Below are 14,938 nucleotides of genomic sequence, written 5' to 3' on the forward strand. Positions count from 1 at the left end.
TGGACATGCGTGTGCGCAACCGCGTTCATTTCTGAGGTCTCAATGGTCCATGATCGCCGAACCAGGCTGCTGTTCCTTGCTTTCGGCTATTCCATTCACGCCCAACGCAGAGTCAAGGTGTTCAGCACGGACCATCGTTTCAAGGTCCATCTGGCATCGGATTATCAGTATGCAATCGACAATGTCGGGGTGACTGTTCTCGATGGAAAGGCAGGCATGGTCCGATCCAGAAAGCATCTGGAGCGGTATGTCAAGGCCTTAGCGTCTTTTATGAGCGCAACCAAGATTCACTGTGCTTCGGAACAGCTCTTTCAGGATATGCTCGTCCAATTGTTCGCTTTCAGGCAACTCCTCCAGACGGTTCGGCGCTTCAAGCCAGATGCGGTTTTTTTGCAGACTATGCTCTACCCGGCGTATCTCGGCTGTTTTTTGCCGGCGAACATTCCCAAAATCATCACCTTCTGGAATGGGGACCTCATCTGGTGGTCACAAACAAGCGAGATCCTGCGCACGTTCAAGCGCCAGATCGTGGAGTCGGGCATCCGCAATGCCGCGGCCGCCACGGTCAATTCGGAAACCGCGAAAACCGCTGCCCTTGGATACGGCATTTCTCCCCAAAAGCTGCATGTCATCCGCTACCCGGGAGTGGATCTGGGACACTTTGCCCCGAACGATTCCCTTGCCGCGCGCAAACGCCTCAGCCTCAGCCAGGAGCACATCGTGCTTTGCCCCCGGGGACTGGGCGGGTACCTGAATTCAGATGTGCTGATAGAGGCTGCCTGCGTCGTGTGCAAAATGCTGCCCGACGCACTTTTCTTGTTCGTTTCCAAGGTGGGGTTGCATCTCTGGGAGGATTTGCTGAGCCTGCCGCGACGATTGGGCCTAGCCGATCATTTCCGTCATGACGGGCAAATTGCATGGGAAGACATGCCTGATTATTACCGAAGCGCGGATATCATGGTCTCCCCATCGTCCAACGACTCGCAGCCCAACTGCATGCTCGAGGCCATGGCCTGCGGCACCGCGGTGATCATGGGCGACATCCCTTCCATCAGGGAATGGGTCGTACACAAACGTAATGGATTGCTGATTCCGCCCCGTGACCCGTCCGCCCTGGCCAACGCCATCGTCAGTCTGTTGCGGGACGAACCCAAACGGAAGAAGTTTTCCAGGATCAACCTGGCATTGGTGCGAGATCGGGTGGATTCCAGGGTTGCCTGCGAGCAGGTCAAGGATGTTGTACAGTGCGTACTTCAAGGAAATGACAGTTTATCGGGAGGAATTTTGAAATGAAGCGTTCATCGGGCACCGCTCCCTTCTTTTCCATCATTGTCCCCACATACAACCAATCTCAATATCTGCCGCATGCCCTTGACAGCCTGATTTCGCAGACCTTTGAGAATTGGGAGGCGTTGATTGTCAATGACGGCTCAACTGACGACACAGCTTCGGTAGGTGAGTCATACTCACGACGAGACGGCCGTTTCAGGGTATTTCATAAGACGAATGGAGGGGTTGCCTCGGCTCTTAATGCAGGATTGAGCCAGGCAACGGGAGACTGGATTTGTTGGCTTTCATCCGATGATTTGTTCGAGCCTGAAAAATTGAGAATCCATCTTGACGCGATTCACAAACATCCTGAAATTTTCTTTTTTTACACACATTTTTACTATTTGGATGACAAGACTGGCGTTAAAAGTTCACCTGACCCTTGGAACGCCATTCCTGATCGCGGATTTCAGGTTTCTCGTTTTTTTTCAGGACCGTATATACACGGGAACAGTATCGCTATCCACAGAAAGGTTTTTGAAAGAGTAGGTTTTTTTGATGACTCATATCCCCATGGCCAGGATTTTGAAATGTGGTTGCGCATCAGTTCAAAATATGAATCAATGTATATCAACCAACGAACATGTGTAACCAGATGGCATGCTACACAAACAACACATGAATTTCCTGAAGCTGGTTTTTTCGACTCCGCAAGGGCTGTAATTGAATACATCAACAATCACAGCTTTACAGAGCTATTTCCTCTTCAGGAGTTGAACGATCCTGGCCAAGCGGTATCCGCAATAATTGAAACGATTGACATATCGATAAAAAACAAATCCCTTATTCATACCTTTGGGCCCTGCTCCGCATTTTTATTTAGATTGAAAGAATGGTTATATAGCAATAGCGATAGTTATAGAAAATCGCTGATAAAAATTATACTTTCAATATTAAATGATAAAGATAAATTTGCTAATGTTCATTCGGTCATAAGGGAAGCATTATATCATCTTGAAATGAACAATGGATATTCATATAAAAAGTCAAATTTTGTAATAGATTCAACAAAATACATGCGAGAACTCAAAAGTCTTGGTAATGTGAAAAAAAGCGAATCGATATCCAGATACCTTGAATTAGTTCGCAAGAAGAACCGGTTTGAAGGTAAATCAAACATCGAGTACTGGAAAAAGATTCAAGAAAAAATGTATTTTGAAAAACATCATTGCTATGGAAAAAATCATAATGGGTTAGCTTTATTTGGAGATGATGTTGACAGGATTAAAAAGTATACGCAACTTTCTAATAATATGAAAATAGTTGTGATTGGTTGTGGATATGGCAGGGAATCAGTTTTGATTGCTCCTCATGTTGAACATGTTTATGGAATAGATGTAAGTGATACTATTTTGCATAAAGCTAAGATGTTTGCAGAAAAGAATGGTATAAGAAACTTTACGCCAATTCTTGTTGATAAATGGAAAAGCTTAGTTCCTCATGATATTGATGTCGTTTATTGTATGGTTGTATTTCAGCATCTCACGCGAGATTTAGTCAAAGATTACATTGCTGGTCTTGCGAAAAAATTATCGAAAAAAGGCGTATTTGTTTGTCAATTTGCTGATTTGATTTACGGAACAGATGATGCTGAATTAAAAGAATATGAACCATCTGTCAGATGGTGTAAAGATGATATAATTCATCTTGTTCAAGAACATGGATTGTATTTATATAAAATTGATACGTACGAAATACCTGGAGAAGGTCATTGGCACTGGGCTTTTTTTGGAAATAATATCAATAAGGAAGAAAAAAAACGTCGTATAGTAAATTACGATCGACAGGCACACTCTGTTGACTGCAATATTGCAAAATGGTCCAAACATGATTGGTCGCATAAAGGGCATTATTGGTCTGGCGCCTGGGGGGGCAGTGATAATTTATGGAATTATACAATTTTTCCCAGGCTTAAGAATTTCTACAATAAAGAGCATGTTTTGGAAATTGCACCTGGATATGGTAGGTGGACTCATTATCTTTTAAGAGATGCGCAAGTCTATTCCGGAGTAGACTTTCTTGAAAAATGTATTTTAGAATGTAAAAATGAATTTAAAAATTACAAAAACGCTTTTTTTTATCAAAATGATGGTCGTTCACTACATATGATAGACGATGATTCGGTGAGCTTTGTATTCAGCTGGGATTCTTTTGTGCATATGGACTATGAGACTGTTGACAACTATCTTCAGCAAATATCTCAAAAATTACGAATAGGTGGTCATGGCTTTATTCATCATTCCAACTTTGGGGAATATAGGAAGAGGAAATGTGTCGGAGATGTTAGGAACGATCATTGGCGTTCCGAAGATATGACGGCGAATTTATTTCATAAGACATGTAAAAAGTATGGATTGCAATGCTTGATTCAAGAAAAAATTTCATGGGGGGCTGATTTTTTAAATGATTGTATAACAATAATTCAAAAAGAAGGGAGCGTTAAGCATCCTGTTGTTTTGGATAATTATGATTTTATGGAAGAATCGGAAAATGTAATCAACGAAACGGTTCGTTCTTCGTACGATAGTTTTCATAAAAAAATCAATCTGGTTAAGGATACACAGAGACAAATTCTATTAGTATGTGACTATTTCTGGCCATTTATTGGTGGTGTCGAGTCCTATGTTGAAGATCTTGGAGTCAAATTACTGAATCATGGTTTCAATGTTGAAGTATGTGCGCGCTATACGGAATTTAGAAAAAAAAATGAAGTTAATGGTTTGAAAATTCATCATTTTAAATGCGAAGGTGATATTTATAGTGGGTTCACTGGTGATATTGATGGATACCAAAATTTTATATTACAATCTAATTATGATGCTGTAATAATTCTTTCTCAACCTGACAACTGGGCAAGTGTTCTCATCGCACAGGTAAAACATAAAATCAGGTCGAAGATATTTTTCCTGCCTAGTATCAATTGGTGTGACCGAGAACGATGGCATAGAAGAAAAGTTGATGAAACAATATGTGAAATAATTAAATTATTTGATATTGTAATAACAGTCACAGAAGATGGACATGATGTCCAATATACGCGATTACACGATATCCAATCGGTTTATATTCCCCACTCAATTGAAATTGAACCTGAACACATCAATATCAGGCAACAATTCAGTGTTTCCGATGAAAAGCCTCTCCTCGTAATGGTCGCTAACTTTTGGCCGGTCAAGAATCACGAAGAACTCATTACCTCGTTCCAGCAAACCCAATTTGACTGGCGTTTACTCATCATAGGCTATGCTGTAGATGTTCACAGAGACTATTTTGACCGGATCAAGGCGCTTGCCGCCAAGGACAGCAGGATCATCCTTTGCGCTGGAATGAAGCGGAAACTAGCAGCAGCAGCAATCGCGCAGGCGGACCTTCTCGTTGTTCCTTCCAAGGCTGAAAGCGCCGGGCCCTTGGTGATCCAACAGGCTATGAGTCATGGCGTCCCCTGGGTTGCCACCTACAACTGCAATGGAGTTCATCATCAAGCAGGGGGCATCATTGCGGACATGGACCGGTTTATGAGTGTAGCCGACGTCCTTATTAGAAAACCAGAAATCCGCCTGGAACTCAGCCGGCAGGGCAAGGCGCAATATAATTCAAACTACACGTGGGACAAAACAATCCAGGCATTTCTTGCCTTGCTCGACGACACCCTCGTCGAGAGCAAGGAATTCAAAATGCCTGAACAGATCAGGCGTCAAAAGAACGCGTTGCAGGATGCCGTTCTTGAACTTTCCATGCTGAGCAGGCCTGCTCCCAAGACTCTCCTTGAAATCCAGAATGCCTTCCCCAAAATAATGGTACCGAACAACAAGTTCGGCATGTCTGAAGTCAATGGGATCCTAGGCTTCCTTGAAGACAAGGAAATGCTTTATCTCTACAATATGGCCGCTGACCTCCCTCGTGGAGGTGTCATTCTCGAAGTTGGGAGCTTCATGGGGCTTTCGGCGTATATCATGGCCAGTTCCCTGGTTGAATCCGGAAACTATACGGCACGTATTCACTGCATTGACTGGTGGACTTCATTCAAGGATAAGATCAATCCTGAATACCGCGGCTTCTACAGTGTGCACAATTTCTTGGGCAATCTCATAAGCAAGGGGTTAAACGCCTTTATTCGACCACGGGACAAGGAAAGCCTTCTCAGCGCCCAAGACTTTGAGGATAACAGCATTGATGTTGTCTTCATCGATGGCGATCACAGTTTCATGGGGTGCTACAACGATCTTGTCGCATGGTATCCCAAGGTAAAGTTCGGTGGTTTTCTAATCGGCCATGACTACACCTGGACTCCGTCGGTCCAGGAAGCAGTCCACACTTTCACCAGGGAAAATAATCTGGAGTTTATGCCACCTCCTGAAGGGACATCGATATTTCGCATTGATAAGCGAAAGCCGGAGTCCTTGGTTCCAGGCAATGACGAACTTACGTTTTCAGTCATCGTAACAACATGCAACCGTAGAAATACGTTGGAGAAATGTCTTCATGCTCTCGACATGCAGAATTTCGACTCCAAAGATTTCGAAGTCATAGTCTGTGACGACGGATCGACCGATGACACGCAGTCCTTTGTTAACAGTTTCAATTCAAAATATATTCTTAAATACTTCAGGCAGGACAACAGAGGGCCTGCTGCTGCACGAAATATGGGGTTGCTGGCAGCTAGAGGAAAATACGTACTCTTTTTGAATGACGACTCCATACTTTCCAGCAATGGTCTCAGCATTCACCATGACATACATTTGCAACATCAAAATGAGAAAATTGCAGTCCTTGGAAAGTTCTCCCTGTGTCCAGAATACCAGAACTCAGCAATGGGTGTAATCATTGAGAATTCAAATGTTCTCTTTAATTTCTATAATAAAATCGACAGGAATCTCTACAACTATCATTCTTTTTTTACGTGCAACATTTCACTGAGAAAGCAAGCAATTTTTGACATAGGATTATTTGACGAAAGTTTCACTGCACCCGCTGCGGAAGATATTGACCTTGGTTTCAGACTCTTTCATCAGGGCTGGAGAGTGCTTTATGCCGCGGACTGCGTCGCATGGCACGACCATAGCCTTTCGATTCGTGATTTTTGTAATATTCATAATTTGCGAGGCTACTGGCGTGTATCCATGTTTTATAAACACAAGTCTCCTGAATTGAAATGGTTTAACGACGCAGAATATAAGGACTTGAAGCAAAACACGATCAACTCGAAGGAGGCCGGCGAACGTATCGAGAATATCGTTAATTATGTTGAAAAAATTAACATGATTTCAACCAAGAATGGTGGCGATCTTGTTCGCATTGCTCAGGAACTTTTTCCATTGGTCAAAGAGATACAGTTTCACTTTGAAGTCAAAGGTTATTCTTCGAATCCATGGTTTGATGTTGTATTTAGTCCACTATATAAAGATAATCCTCTAGTATCTGTGGTCATCCCGTGCTTCAACCATGAAAAATACTTAACAGAATGTGTTGAAAGCGTTGTCAGTCAAACTTTTCAGGATTTTGAGATAATCATAGTAAATGACGGCAGTACTGATAAATCTTTGGATGTTGCTTATACTTTGTATAAAAAATATTCGCGCCACCGCATAAGAATCATAAACCAAGTGAATTCCGGACAGCCAGCAATACCTCGCAACAATGGAATCCTTGTCGCACTTGGCCAATATGTCCTCCCGCTAGACTCCGACGACTACCTTCTTCCGGACGCACTCGAGTCCTTGGTGAACGAAGCAAACAGACACCATGGGAAGGAAGTAGTCGTCTACGGTGCCATGCAGAAATTTGGATTACACAAAAATATCTGGCCGACAAAACCATTGGACCCAATACTGCTGCCACGCCAGAATCAACTTCCCAACACCTCCCTTTACTCGAGGTCTCTTTGGGAGAAAGTTGGTGGATACAATACGAATGTTCCTGGTTACGAAGACTGGGACTTCTGGATTGGTGTACATTGTATTTCTCAAGATTTCTATTTTTTGAACAAAGTCATCTTGATGTACAGGACAACCGATAACAATTCAATGTACGATAGTGCAAAGAAACGTCATGAGTTAAATTTTGCGAATATAATTAAAAACAATGCGATCAATTACAGTAATATTGAAATTGATTGGTCTAAATCATATCTCATAAATCATCATTTATTAAATGAAGTAAAACGGAAAAATAAACACAGAGTTGATTATTCTATTGTTTATGCATTTATTATTTTAAATTCGTTTCCAGGCATATATACGAAAGATGATATTCAGTGGGCGACAAGGCAACTATTTCCTAATCAAGATAAAATTGAATCTTTTAATGAGATAAGGATTAAAACTGAGAAAGATATTAATGCGACACTCTTTGTCTGCCACAACTTCCCCCCTTACAATACTGCCGGGGCACAGCTGTTCGCTCTGAATATGGCCAAGAAACTGAAAACACTCGGCCATGACGTTTCCTTTTTCTATCCCGTAGACATCAGCAAACGCCAACCCGGCGAAGACAAAACGCCCTATGCCGTTGTTTCGACGGAATATGAAGGACTCAAAGTACATCAAATCAACGTCGTGGATGGTTCCACGAATCTCTTTGAAAATCCCCAGTACATGTTTGCCAATGAAACCGTGGAACAGCAATTCGAAGAGCTGTTGCGGAGAGAACAGTTCGACCTAGTGCATTTTCACCTGCTCTACCGTTTAAGCTCTCGCCTTCCCTTAGCTGCGAAGTCATTGAACATTCCCACGGCGGCCACTCTGCATGACTACTGGCTGTTATGCGCCATGGGACACCTGATTGATACCAAGGGCCGAGAGTGTTCAGGGCCGGAATCGCCGGAAAAGTGTGCCCGTTGTCTGGGAGGGTTTCAAGCTGACCCCTCCAAGGGAATCGTTGAATTTTTTCGGCTCCGGCAGCAGGTTAACCTGGCAGGATACGAGGCTCTTGACAGGAAGTATTCTCCTTCAAAGCATTTGGCTGACGTGCATGCTCGTTATGGTTTTTCACGGCCTGCCGTGCTTCCCTTGGGGTGGCCGGCTGTCCAGGCGCCCCGTACCAACCCAGCCCAAAAAGACAAGATTGTCCTGGGCTTTATTGGACAGATTGTTTATCGCAAGGGGCTTGATCTGCTTGTAAAAGCCTTGAATGGCTTGGACGCGATATTACGCGACAAATGTGAGCTGCACATTCACGGAACAGTACAGCAGCCGCAGTTTTATGACACTGTCATGGACACGGTCAAAGACAATCCCGTAGTCAAGTTTTTCGGGCCGTACAAACAGGATGACCTGGGCAGTATTCTCTCTTCCTTTGACGTCACCGTGATCCCTTCCCGCCAGGAAAACTACCCCTTAACCGTTCTTGAATCTCTTTCCGCCAAAGTGCCGGTAATCGCCTCGGATGTAGGCGGGGTGCGTGAAATGTTTCAGGACAAGGTGGAAGGCTTTCTCTTCCCGCGGGAAGACACAACGCGACTGGCAAAAATCATCCGCATGCTCCTGACGCAGCCCGACCTTCTGGCCTCCATGCGCACCAAGATCCGTCCGATTAAGACTATGCGGCAGAATGCCGAAGAATATGCAAGGGTGTATGAAGAAATGATGAAAACATGATGGTGGGGTGCTGGAATTACAAAGATAATGCTGGAATGCTGGGATGCTGGGATGCTGGGATGAAACAGGATGCTGGGATGCTGGGATGCTGGAATATGAAGATAGGTGCCGGAGTGAGAGGGGATGAAGTATACGAGGTTTGAGGATTTGCCGTGTTGGCAGAAGGCAAAGGAGCTTTGCCGGGCTGTTTATCGGCTTGTCAATAAGCAGCAGTTTTCCAGGGATTACAGTTTGAAAGATCAGATGTGGAGGGCGGCCGGGTCGGCCATGGATAATATTGCGGAAGGTTTTGACGATTTTTCGATCAAGGAGTTTGTGAAGTTTCTGGGGGATTCAGCCCGGTCGTGCAGCGAGGTGCAGTCGCAATTGTACCGGGCATTGGACTGCGGATACATCAGCCAGGATGAATTTGATGAAACGTATGGTCTTGCGGGTGATTGCAGGGCGCAGATCAAGGGGTTTAGGGGGTATTTGCGGAAGAAGATTTAAACAACATGCTGGAATGCTGGGATACTGGAATTATAGAAAGGAAATTCTGGAATGCTGGAATATAAATACAAAATGCTGGGATAAAGACATAAGAAATGCTGGAATGAAGGGATGAAACAGAATGCTGGGATTACAAAGACAATGTAACGGGGAGTGCGGGGTGAAGGAGTATTTTCTTGTGTGCCCGGTGTTCCCGAGAAAGGGGAGCGACCGAGTGGCAAATCCTTTTGCACCACAGGGGAAAATTCCTCTGTGCTGTTTCGTTACCACAGACGGTGTACCCCGTACGCATCAAAGATGGAATCGCTGCTCACGATGGGGATATGTTCCTCCAGGGACTGGGCTATGAGCAAGCGGTCAAATGGATCTTTGTGATGAAATGGCAGGTTGGTGATTCGCGCCGTGTGGTTCAGGGTAATGGGCAACAGGGTCAAAGCGTTTTCTTGCATCTGCCTGTTCCAGAAGAGGAGAAACGGCTCGGGCAGGGAGTATTTCCCCAGGCTTATCTTGATGGCAATCTCCCAGAAACTGGCGGAACTGACAAAAATTGCGCCTTGGGCATGGATAACGACGTCCCGTCCCTTGTTGCTCAACCTGGGGTCATCCAGCAGAAACCAAAGCAGGGCCTGGGTATCCAGGAGCATGTTCATGGCATATACTCCTTAAAGTTATCCAGGTGCTCAGAATCTTCGGCAAGTATCTTGAGAACGCCTTTTGCGCTACCGGGTTGGCGCTTTGGCGTTTTTTTTGTTTCCGGCTCCGGCAGAATAACCACCAGCTTTGCTTCCCTGCCGTAAGCAAATACGTAGTCCTTGGGCAATTGAATCTGACCATTGTTACTGATGCGAGTTTGCAGTTCAATCGTTTGCATGGTGAACTCCGGTTTGATGTATGGTGTAGAAGCGTTTGGAGTTTGTCCAGTATGCTTGAGGGAGAGTTTACGGGAAATTGTTTGAGAGGGCAAAGGGGGGCGGTAAAACAGAATGCTCAAGTAATACAAGGATGCTGGGATAAAATATAATGCTGGAATGCTGGAATTAAAAGACAATGCTGGGATGCATCGGCGGATGCTGGGATGAGGACATAAGAAATGCTGGGATGAAAGATAGGGATGAGGGCGGAGACCTGAAACCTGAAGGTAGGAGGCTTTGGGAAGGGAAAGATGATGCTGGGATGAAAATGAATGCTGGAATAATAAAGACAATGCTGGGATGCTGGGATGAAAACACGGTTAGACGGTGAGTCGGTGAGTTGATAGGAATGATGGGGTGGAGCATGATCGAATTCGGTGCAATGTGACTTTACTCATGAGTATTTTCGATGTATATTGATTTTAATCATGGATTCAGTCAAGAACCGCTATCTCTTTGACCATGTCCAGGAGGACCTAGCCAGCAGGATGGTGTTTGTCGGAGGGCCTCGTCAGGTCGGCAAGACCACCTTTGCCCTGCAGTTTCTTCCAGAACCCTCAGTCAGCCAGCCTGGTTATCTTAACTGGGACAATCCCAAAGTTCGTCAGGGCCTGCTTCGGGGCGAGCTTCCGCCTGTGGCCGGGTGCATCGTGTTCGATGAAATTCATAAATTCGCCCGATGGCGCAATTTGATCAAAGGTTTTTTTTGACACCAGAAAGGTGGGTGCATCTTTTCTGGTCACCGGCTCGGCTCGCCTGGATTACTACAGCAAGGGCGGCGATTCTTTGCAAGGTCGCTATCACTACTATCGGTTGCACCCGTTTTCCCTGCTGGAACTGTCTTCAGATCCAGACAAGAGTGACCTGGAGCACCTGCTGCGTTATCGCGGATTTCCTGAGCCTTGCCTGCGCGGCGAGGGGCGCTTTTGGCGTCGATGGCAGCGAGAGCGGCAGCAAAGAGTGGTTTACGAAGATATTCGAGATCTGGAACATGTCCGGGAGATCAGCCTGGTTGAACTGTTGACGGCAGCTTTGCCAAGCCGGGTAGGGTCCCCGTTATCCATCAAGAGCCTCAAGGAAAATTTGCAGGTGGCCCATTAAACCGTAGCCCGTTGGTTGGAAATACTGGAGCGCATGTATTTCTGTTTCCGAATACCTCCCTATGGTGCTCCGAAGATCCGGGCGGTCAAAAAGGAACAGAAGCTGTACCTCTGGGACTGGTCGCTGGTGGAAAACAAAGGTGCGCGGCTGGAAAATTTCCTGGCTTGTCAGCTTCTCAAGTATTGCCATCTCATTGAGGATACCCAGGGTCATCGGATGGAACTACGTTTCCTGCGTGACACGGATTTACGCGAGGTGGACTTTGTCGTTCTCAAAGACAAAAAGCCGCTGTTTGCCGTGGAATGCAAATCAGGTCAGGACAATCTCAGTCCGGCACTTGTTTATTTTCAGGAACGGACGCCCATTACGGAAATGTTTCAGGTTCATCTTGGGACCAGAGACTATGAAAAGCATGGAATCAGGGTCACGCCCTTGATCCGTTTTCTTAAAGAACTTCGTATGCCTTGAATTAATGTGAGGCATAATGCTAGGATTACAAAGACAATGCTGGGATGCTGGGATGCTGGGATGCTGGGATGTTGGGATGTTGGGATGCTGGGATGCTGGGATGTTGGAATAATAAAGACAATGCTGGCCCGGGTGAAATCAGCTCTGAAGTGGGGCCGGTCTTTTGGACAGCTTGGCGGGGTAAAAATGCTGGAATAAATAGACGGTGGGAGCAGGTGGCGGAAATAAGAAAAAGAATTGTTGGCCACGGACGGGGAAGGCAGGCGTTAAAGGTAGACGGTTTTTTTGCGCTGGCGATTTGGGGATGGTTCAGAATTGGTTGACATATCACCGACATCCTTTTGGTGTCCGCTTAGACGCTATAAAGATGTCACCCCCTGGGTTTTGGAAGGGGATGGGGCTCCCTTGGCTACAAAGATTCTCTGTGCCAGCCTCCAGAGTCTTTCGTGGCGAGGTAGCGTTTGTCCGCGTAGGTTGTGGCAACGGTGACAGCTTCGATGAGATAAGGTGTCTTATCCAAAACATCCCAGAAAAGTTCCTGCAAATCATCCATGGCGTATTCGTGACTGATTTCATTGCGAAGCTCACGAATTTCCAGGAAATCATCGGCTGATTCAACCAGACCGCGTTTTTCTGCTCGTAGCAGGACATCTAGCAGCGTTCCCCCGCTGGAGAGTTCCACGACATCCAGGGCCCGAAAAAACTTCTGCAGCAGGATGTCACTGACCCTTGCAAACCGACTGGTCAGCGCTTCGAAGGCGTCATAATCCTCGGCAAGCAACTCCTGTTTCTGGCGTAGTGCCGTGCATTGTTCATGGGAGCGTTGCAGCCAGGCCAAGGCATGAACGAGATCCTCGCGAGCCTCGGCCAGCATGTTCAGATGTAGGGCATGTTTCACAAGGCAACTCCTTCTTCCATGGCCAGACGGACAAATGCCCTGCGATCATCTGGAGCGAGAAGCAGGTCGATCTTGCGATGGCCGATGCGTCGGTACAAATCCACTTTCATTTTGCGCCGGTCAGTTGCATCGAGTTTTTGCGACAAAACCAGCAAATCGATGTCCCCGCCGCGCTGCTGATCATCAACGCGTGACCCGAAAAGAAAGATGCGTGCCGCCGGATCGCGAGTCAGGACGACTTCCCGGATGTTCTCAATCTGATCCTGGTGTAATCGCATTGCTAACGCCTTGAGATGGTTGACCACGGAATGCGCGGAAACGCACGAAAAGGATGCTCCGATCAAGAGTATCGTGAGTGACTCAAGTCCTTGGTTCGGGATTTGGACATGGATTCTAAGGTGGTCTCCGGGTTATGAATGCACTTCACGAGAATATCCACCGGCAGGCCAAGTTCGTCTTCGAGAGCAACCACCATTGCAGGCCTGATCCCAGAGGGGCATGAGGGGCCTCGGTTTCGATGAAAAAAACAATATCGCCCCCTCTGGCCCTGTCGTCAAGCGAAAGACGGTGTGTCGGTGAGATATAAGAAATGCTGGGATGCTGGGATGCTGGGATGAAAACAAGAATGCTGGAATAATAAAGACAATGCTGGAATGCTGGGATGCCTCTGTATGAAACGGGCGGTTCAATGTTTCAAGCGTCAACAAATGTTCAGCCATCCAAAAACAACTGCGTCATATTATTCCAGGAAATCACATCGGCATTGCTTCTTTTCTGGTTCGCGTTGCCGCCATAGACGATACAGGGCCTGGTCGCCGAATCTCCTGCGAGTTTTGCATAATACTCCAATCCCTTGAAGAAGTCCGGGGACACTGTGCGGCCGGCCTTGATTTCCAGAGGAAGCTGTGAACCTCCCCGGTCGATGAGGCAGTCCACCTCGTTTCCGGTTTTATCTCTCCAGAAATAACAGTTCGTCTGCTTGCCCTGGTTGTAACGTTTTTTGATCAATTCGGTGATAACCAGGGATTCAAACAAGGCGCCTTTCAGGTAATGGGTTCTGAGCTGTTCCGGACTCTGAATTTCCAGGAGATACGCCGCAAGCCCGGGATCATGAAAATACAGCTTGGGCATTTTGACCAGTCTCTTGCCGAAATTTTGATGGTACGGGCGGAGCAGGAAAACGATAAAGCCGGCTTCCAAGAGGGATATCCACGATTTTACCGTGGTATGCGATATTCCGCACTCATTGGCCAGGGCGGACATGTTCAGGAGCTGCCCGGTCCTTCCCGCGCACAATTTAAGGAAAAGCTGGAACTGCCCAAGGTCAGCGATATTTTTTAGCGTCCGTACATCGCGTTCAACATAAGTCTGGACATAGCTGGGATAAAAGTCCTGCGCTGGAATGCCCATCTTGTATATCCGCGGATAAAATCCGGTGAACAGATAGTCCTCATAATCCTCGCGAGGATGGGACGGGAATATTTCGCCCAGGGAAAAAGGAAGAAGCTTCAGCACGGCGGTTCTTCCGGCGAGAGACTGACTGATCTTTTCAAAGAGCAAAAAATCGCTGGAACCGGTCAGGATGAATTGGCCGGGCTGATCGTGTTGATCCACCACGGTCTGAATATAGGAAAAAATCTCGGGCACCTTTTGAGCCTCGTCAATGACCGCGTTTTCATAGGTCTTCAAGAAACCGCGCGGATCCTGTCGGGCAAAGAGCAATATATCCGGGTCTTCGCAAGAGGCATAAGGTTTTTCGGGAAATACTTTTCTGGCCAGAGTTGATTTGCCGGACTGCCTTGGTCCGGTCAGGGTCACCACGGGAAATTTTTTCGACATGGAGATCAGATTATCTTCCATGTCTCGCTTGATGTAGGTCATCTCGTCACCTTGAGTACAAGTTTTTTTAATTTGCTATTATCCATTTGGACAATTTGCAAGTCAGGGTTTCAGATTGGCTGATTGAATGCTGGGATGGAATACTGGAATACTGGAATACTGGAATACTGGAATACTGGAATACTGAATACTGGAATACTGGAACACTGGTATGCTGGGATAAGACATAATGCTGGGATGCTGGGGATGCTGGAATGCTGGGATAAGACATGATATGCTGGGATGCTGGAAATATAAAGACAATGCTG

The 14,938-nt window shown here is 46.1% G+C and carries 12 protein-coding genes and 1 pseudogene; 8 read left to right on the plus strand and 5 right to left on the minus strand.

The annotated features are described in order from the left end of the window. Positions 1 to 42: 42 nt before the first annotated feature. The 4 genes from ACYQ15_RS01180 to ACYQ15_RS01195 all read left to right on the plus strand — a co-directional run bounded on the left by ACYQ15_RS01180 (position 43) and on the right by ACYQ15_RS01195 (position 9,528). On the plus strand, positions 43 to 1,293 hold the full coding sequence (locus ACYQ15_RS01180) for a glycosyltransferase family 4 protein (protein ID WP_459935705.1): 1,251 nt from the start codon (positions 43 to 45) through the stop codon (positions 1,291 to 1,293). After that, entirely contained in the window at positions 1,290 to 8,924 is a 7,635-nt protein-coding gene (locus tag ACYQ15_RS01185) for a glycosyltransferase (protein ID WP_459935706.1), read from the plus strand. Before ACYQ15_RS01180 ends, ACYQ15_RS01185 begins: the two co-directional genes overlap by 4 nt. A gap of 123 nt (positions 8,925 to 9,047) precedes the next feature. Then, complete coding sequence (locus ACYQ15_RS01190) at positions 9,048 to 9,413, plus strand: four helix bundle protein (RefSeq protein ID WP_459935707.1); 366 nt, start codon at positions 9,048 to 9,050, stop codon at positions 9,411 to 9,413. Beyond that, positions 9,337 to 9,528: a hypothetical protein gene (locus ACYQ15_RS01195; protein WP_459939635.1), complete on the plus strand. Its 192-nt coding sequence runs from the start codon at positions 9,337 to 9,339 to the stop codon at positions 9,526 to 9,528. Before ACYQ15_RS01190 ends, ACYQ15_RS01195 begins: the two co-directional genes overlap by 77 nt. Positions 9,529 to 9,676: 148 nt before the next feature. Here ACYQ15_RS01195 and ACYQ15_RS01200 read toward each other — a convergent pair whose 3' ends face one another. Beyond that, on the minus strand, positions 9,677 to 10,063 hold the full coding sequence (locus ACYQ15_RS01200; RefSeq protein ID WP_459935708.1) for a type II toxin-antitoxin system VapC family toxin: 387 nt from the start codon (positions 10,061 to 10,063) through the stop codon (positions 9,677 to 9,679). Beyond that, the gene (locus tag ACYQ15_RS01205) at positions 10,060 to 10,284 is read right to left on the minus strand and encodes a hypothetical protein (protein WP_459935709.1); all 225 of its coding nucleotides are present in this window, start codon (positions 10,282 to 10,284) and stop codon (positions 10,060 to 10,062) included. Before ACYQ15_RS01205 ends, ACYQ15_RS01200 begins: the two co-directional genes overlap by 4 nt. Before the next feature lie 176 nt (positions 10,285 to 10,460). On the opposite strand from ACYQ15_RS01205, the gene ACYQ15_RS01210 reads away from it, so the two are divergent. The 4 genes and pseudogenes from ACYQ15_RS01210 to ACYQ15_RS01225 form a co-directional block, all read left to right on the plus strand. Beyond that, positions 10,461 to 10,655 carry a hypothetical protein gene (locus ACYQ15_RS01210; protein ID WP_459935710.1) on the plus strand — a complete coding sequence of 65 codons (195 nt, stop codon included), beginning with the start codon at positions 10,461 to 10,463 and terminating at the stop codon, positions 10,653 to 10,655. 97 nt (positions 10,656 to 10,752) lie between these two features. Next, positions 10,753 to 11,034, plus strand: a complete 282-nt coding sequence (locus ACYQ15_RS01215; protein WP_459935711.1) for an AAA family ATPase — start codon at positions 10,753 to 10,755, stop codon at positions 11,032 to 11,034. A 10-nt stretch (positions 11,035 to 11,044) separates the two neighbouring features. Next, positions 11,045 to 11,425: an ATP-binding protein gene (locus tag ACYQ15_RS01220; protein WP_459935712.1), complete on the plus strand. Its 381-nt coding sequence runs from the start codon at positions 11,045 to 11,047 to the stop codon at positions 11,423 to 11,425. Positions 11,426 to 11,437: 12 nt separating this feature from the next. Beyond that, positions 11,438 to 11,893 (plus strand): annotated as a pseudogene (locus ACYQ15_RS01225) (DUF4143 domain-containing protein); the annotation flags it as partial. Between the two features lie 409 nt (positions 11,894 to 12,302). On the opposite strand, the gene ACYQ15_RS01230 reads toward ACYQ15_RS01225, so the two are convergent. From ACYQ15_RS01230 to ACYQ15_RS01240, 3 genes are all read right to left on the minus strand, one after another. After that, positions 12,303 to 12,791, minus strand: coding sequence for a hypothetical protein (locus ACYQ15_RS01230; protein WP_459935713.1), 489 nt, complete (start codon positions 12,789 to 12,791; stop codon positions 12,303 to 12,305). Further along, a complete protein-coding gene (locus tag ACYQ15_RS01235) occupies positions 12,788 to 13,069 on the minus strand; it encodes a nucleotidyltransferase domain-containing protein (RefSeq protein WP_459935714.1) in 282 nt (93 codons plus the stop codon). The genes ACYQ15_RS01230 and ACYQ15_RS01235 overlap by 4 nt, the downstream gene beginning before the upstream one ends. A 433-nt stretch (positions 13,070 to 13,502) precedes the next feature. Continuing rightward, a complete protein-coding gene (locus ACYQ15_RS01240) occupies positions 13,503 to 14,672 on the minus strand; it encodes an ATP-binding protein (RefSeq protein WP_459935715.1) in 1,170 nt (389 codons plus the stop codon). Positions 14,673 to 14,938 lie beyond the last annotated feature (266 nt).

Source organism: Desulfonatronum parangueonense, from assembly GCF_054656975.1.

Bases quoted from the DNA above. Each gene is read 5' to 3' on its own strand.
- ACYQ15_RS01180 (WP_459935705.1), top strand. From the start codon at position 43: ATGGTCCATGATCGCCGAACCAGGCTGCTGTTCCTTGCTTTCGGCTAT.
- ACYQ15_RS01185 (WP_459935706.1), top strand. From the start codon at position 1,290: ATGAAGCGTTCATCGGGCACCGCTCCCTTCTTTTCCATCATTGTCCCC.
- ACYQ15_RS01190 (WP_459935707.1), top strand. From the start codon at position 9,048: ATGAAGTATACGAGGTTTGAGGATTTGCCGTGTTGGCAGAAGGCAAAG.
- ACYQ15_RS01195 (WP_459939635.1), top strand. From the start codon at position 9,337: ATGAAACGTATGGTCTTGCGGGTGATTGCAGGGCGCAGATCAAGGGGT.
- ACYQ15_RS01200 (WP_459935708.1), bottom strand. From the start codon at position 10,063: ATGAACATGCTCCTGGATACCCAGGCCCTGCTTTGGTTTCTGCTGGAT.
- ACYQ15_RS01205 (WP_459935709.1), bottom strand. From the start codon at position 10,284: ATGCAAACGATTGAACTGCAAACTCGCATCAGTAACAATGGTCAGATT.
- ACYQ15_RS01210 (WP_459935710.1), top strand. From the start codon at position 10,461: ATGCTGGGATGCATCGGCGGATGCTGGGATGAGGACATAAGAAATGCT.
- ACYQ15_RS01215 (WP_459935711.1), top strand. From the start codon at position 10,753: ATGGATTCAGTCAAGAACCGCTATCTCTTTGACCATGTCCAGGAGGAC.
- ACYQ15_RS01235 (WP_459935714.1), bottom strand. From the start codon at position 13,069: ATGCGATTACACCAGGATCAGATTGAGAACATCCGGGAAGTCGTCCTG.
- ACYQ15_RS01240 (WP_459935715.1), bottom strand. From the start codon at position 14,672: ATGACCTACATCAAGCGAGACATGGAAGATAATCTGATCTCCATGTCG.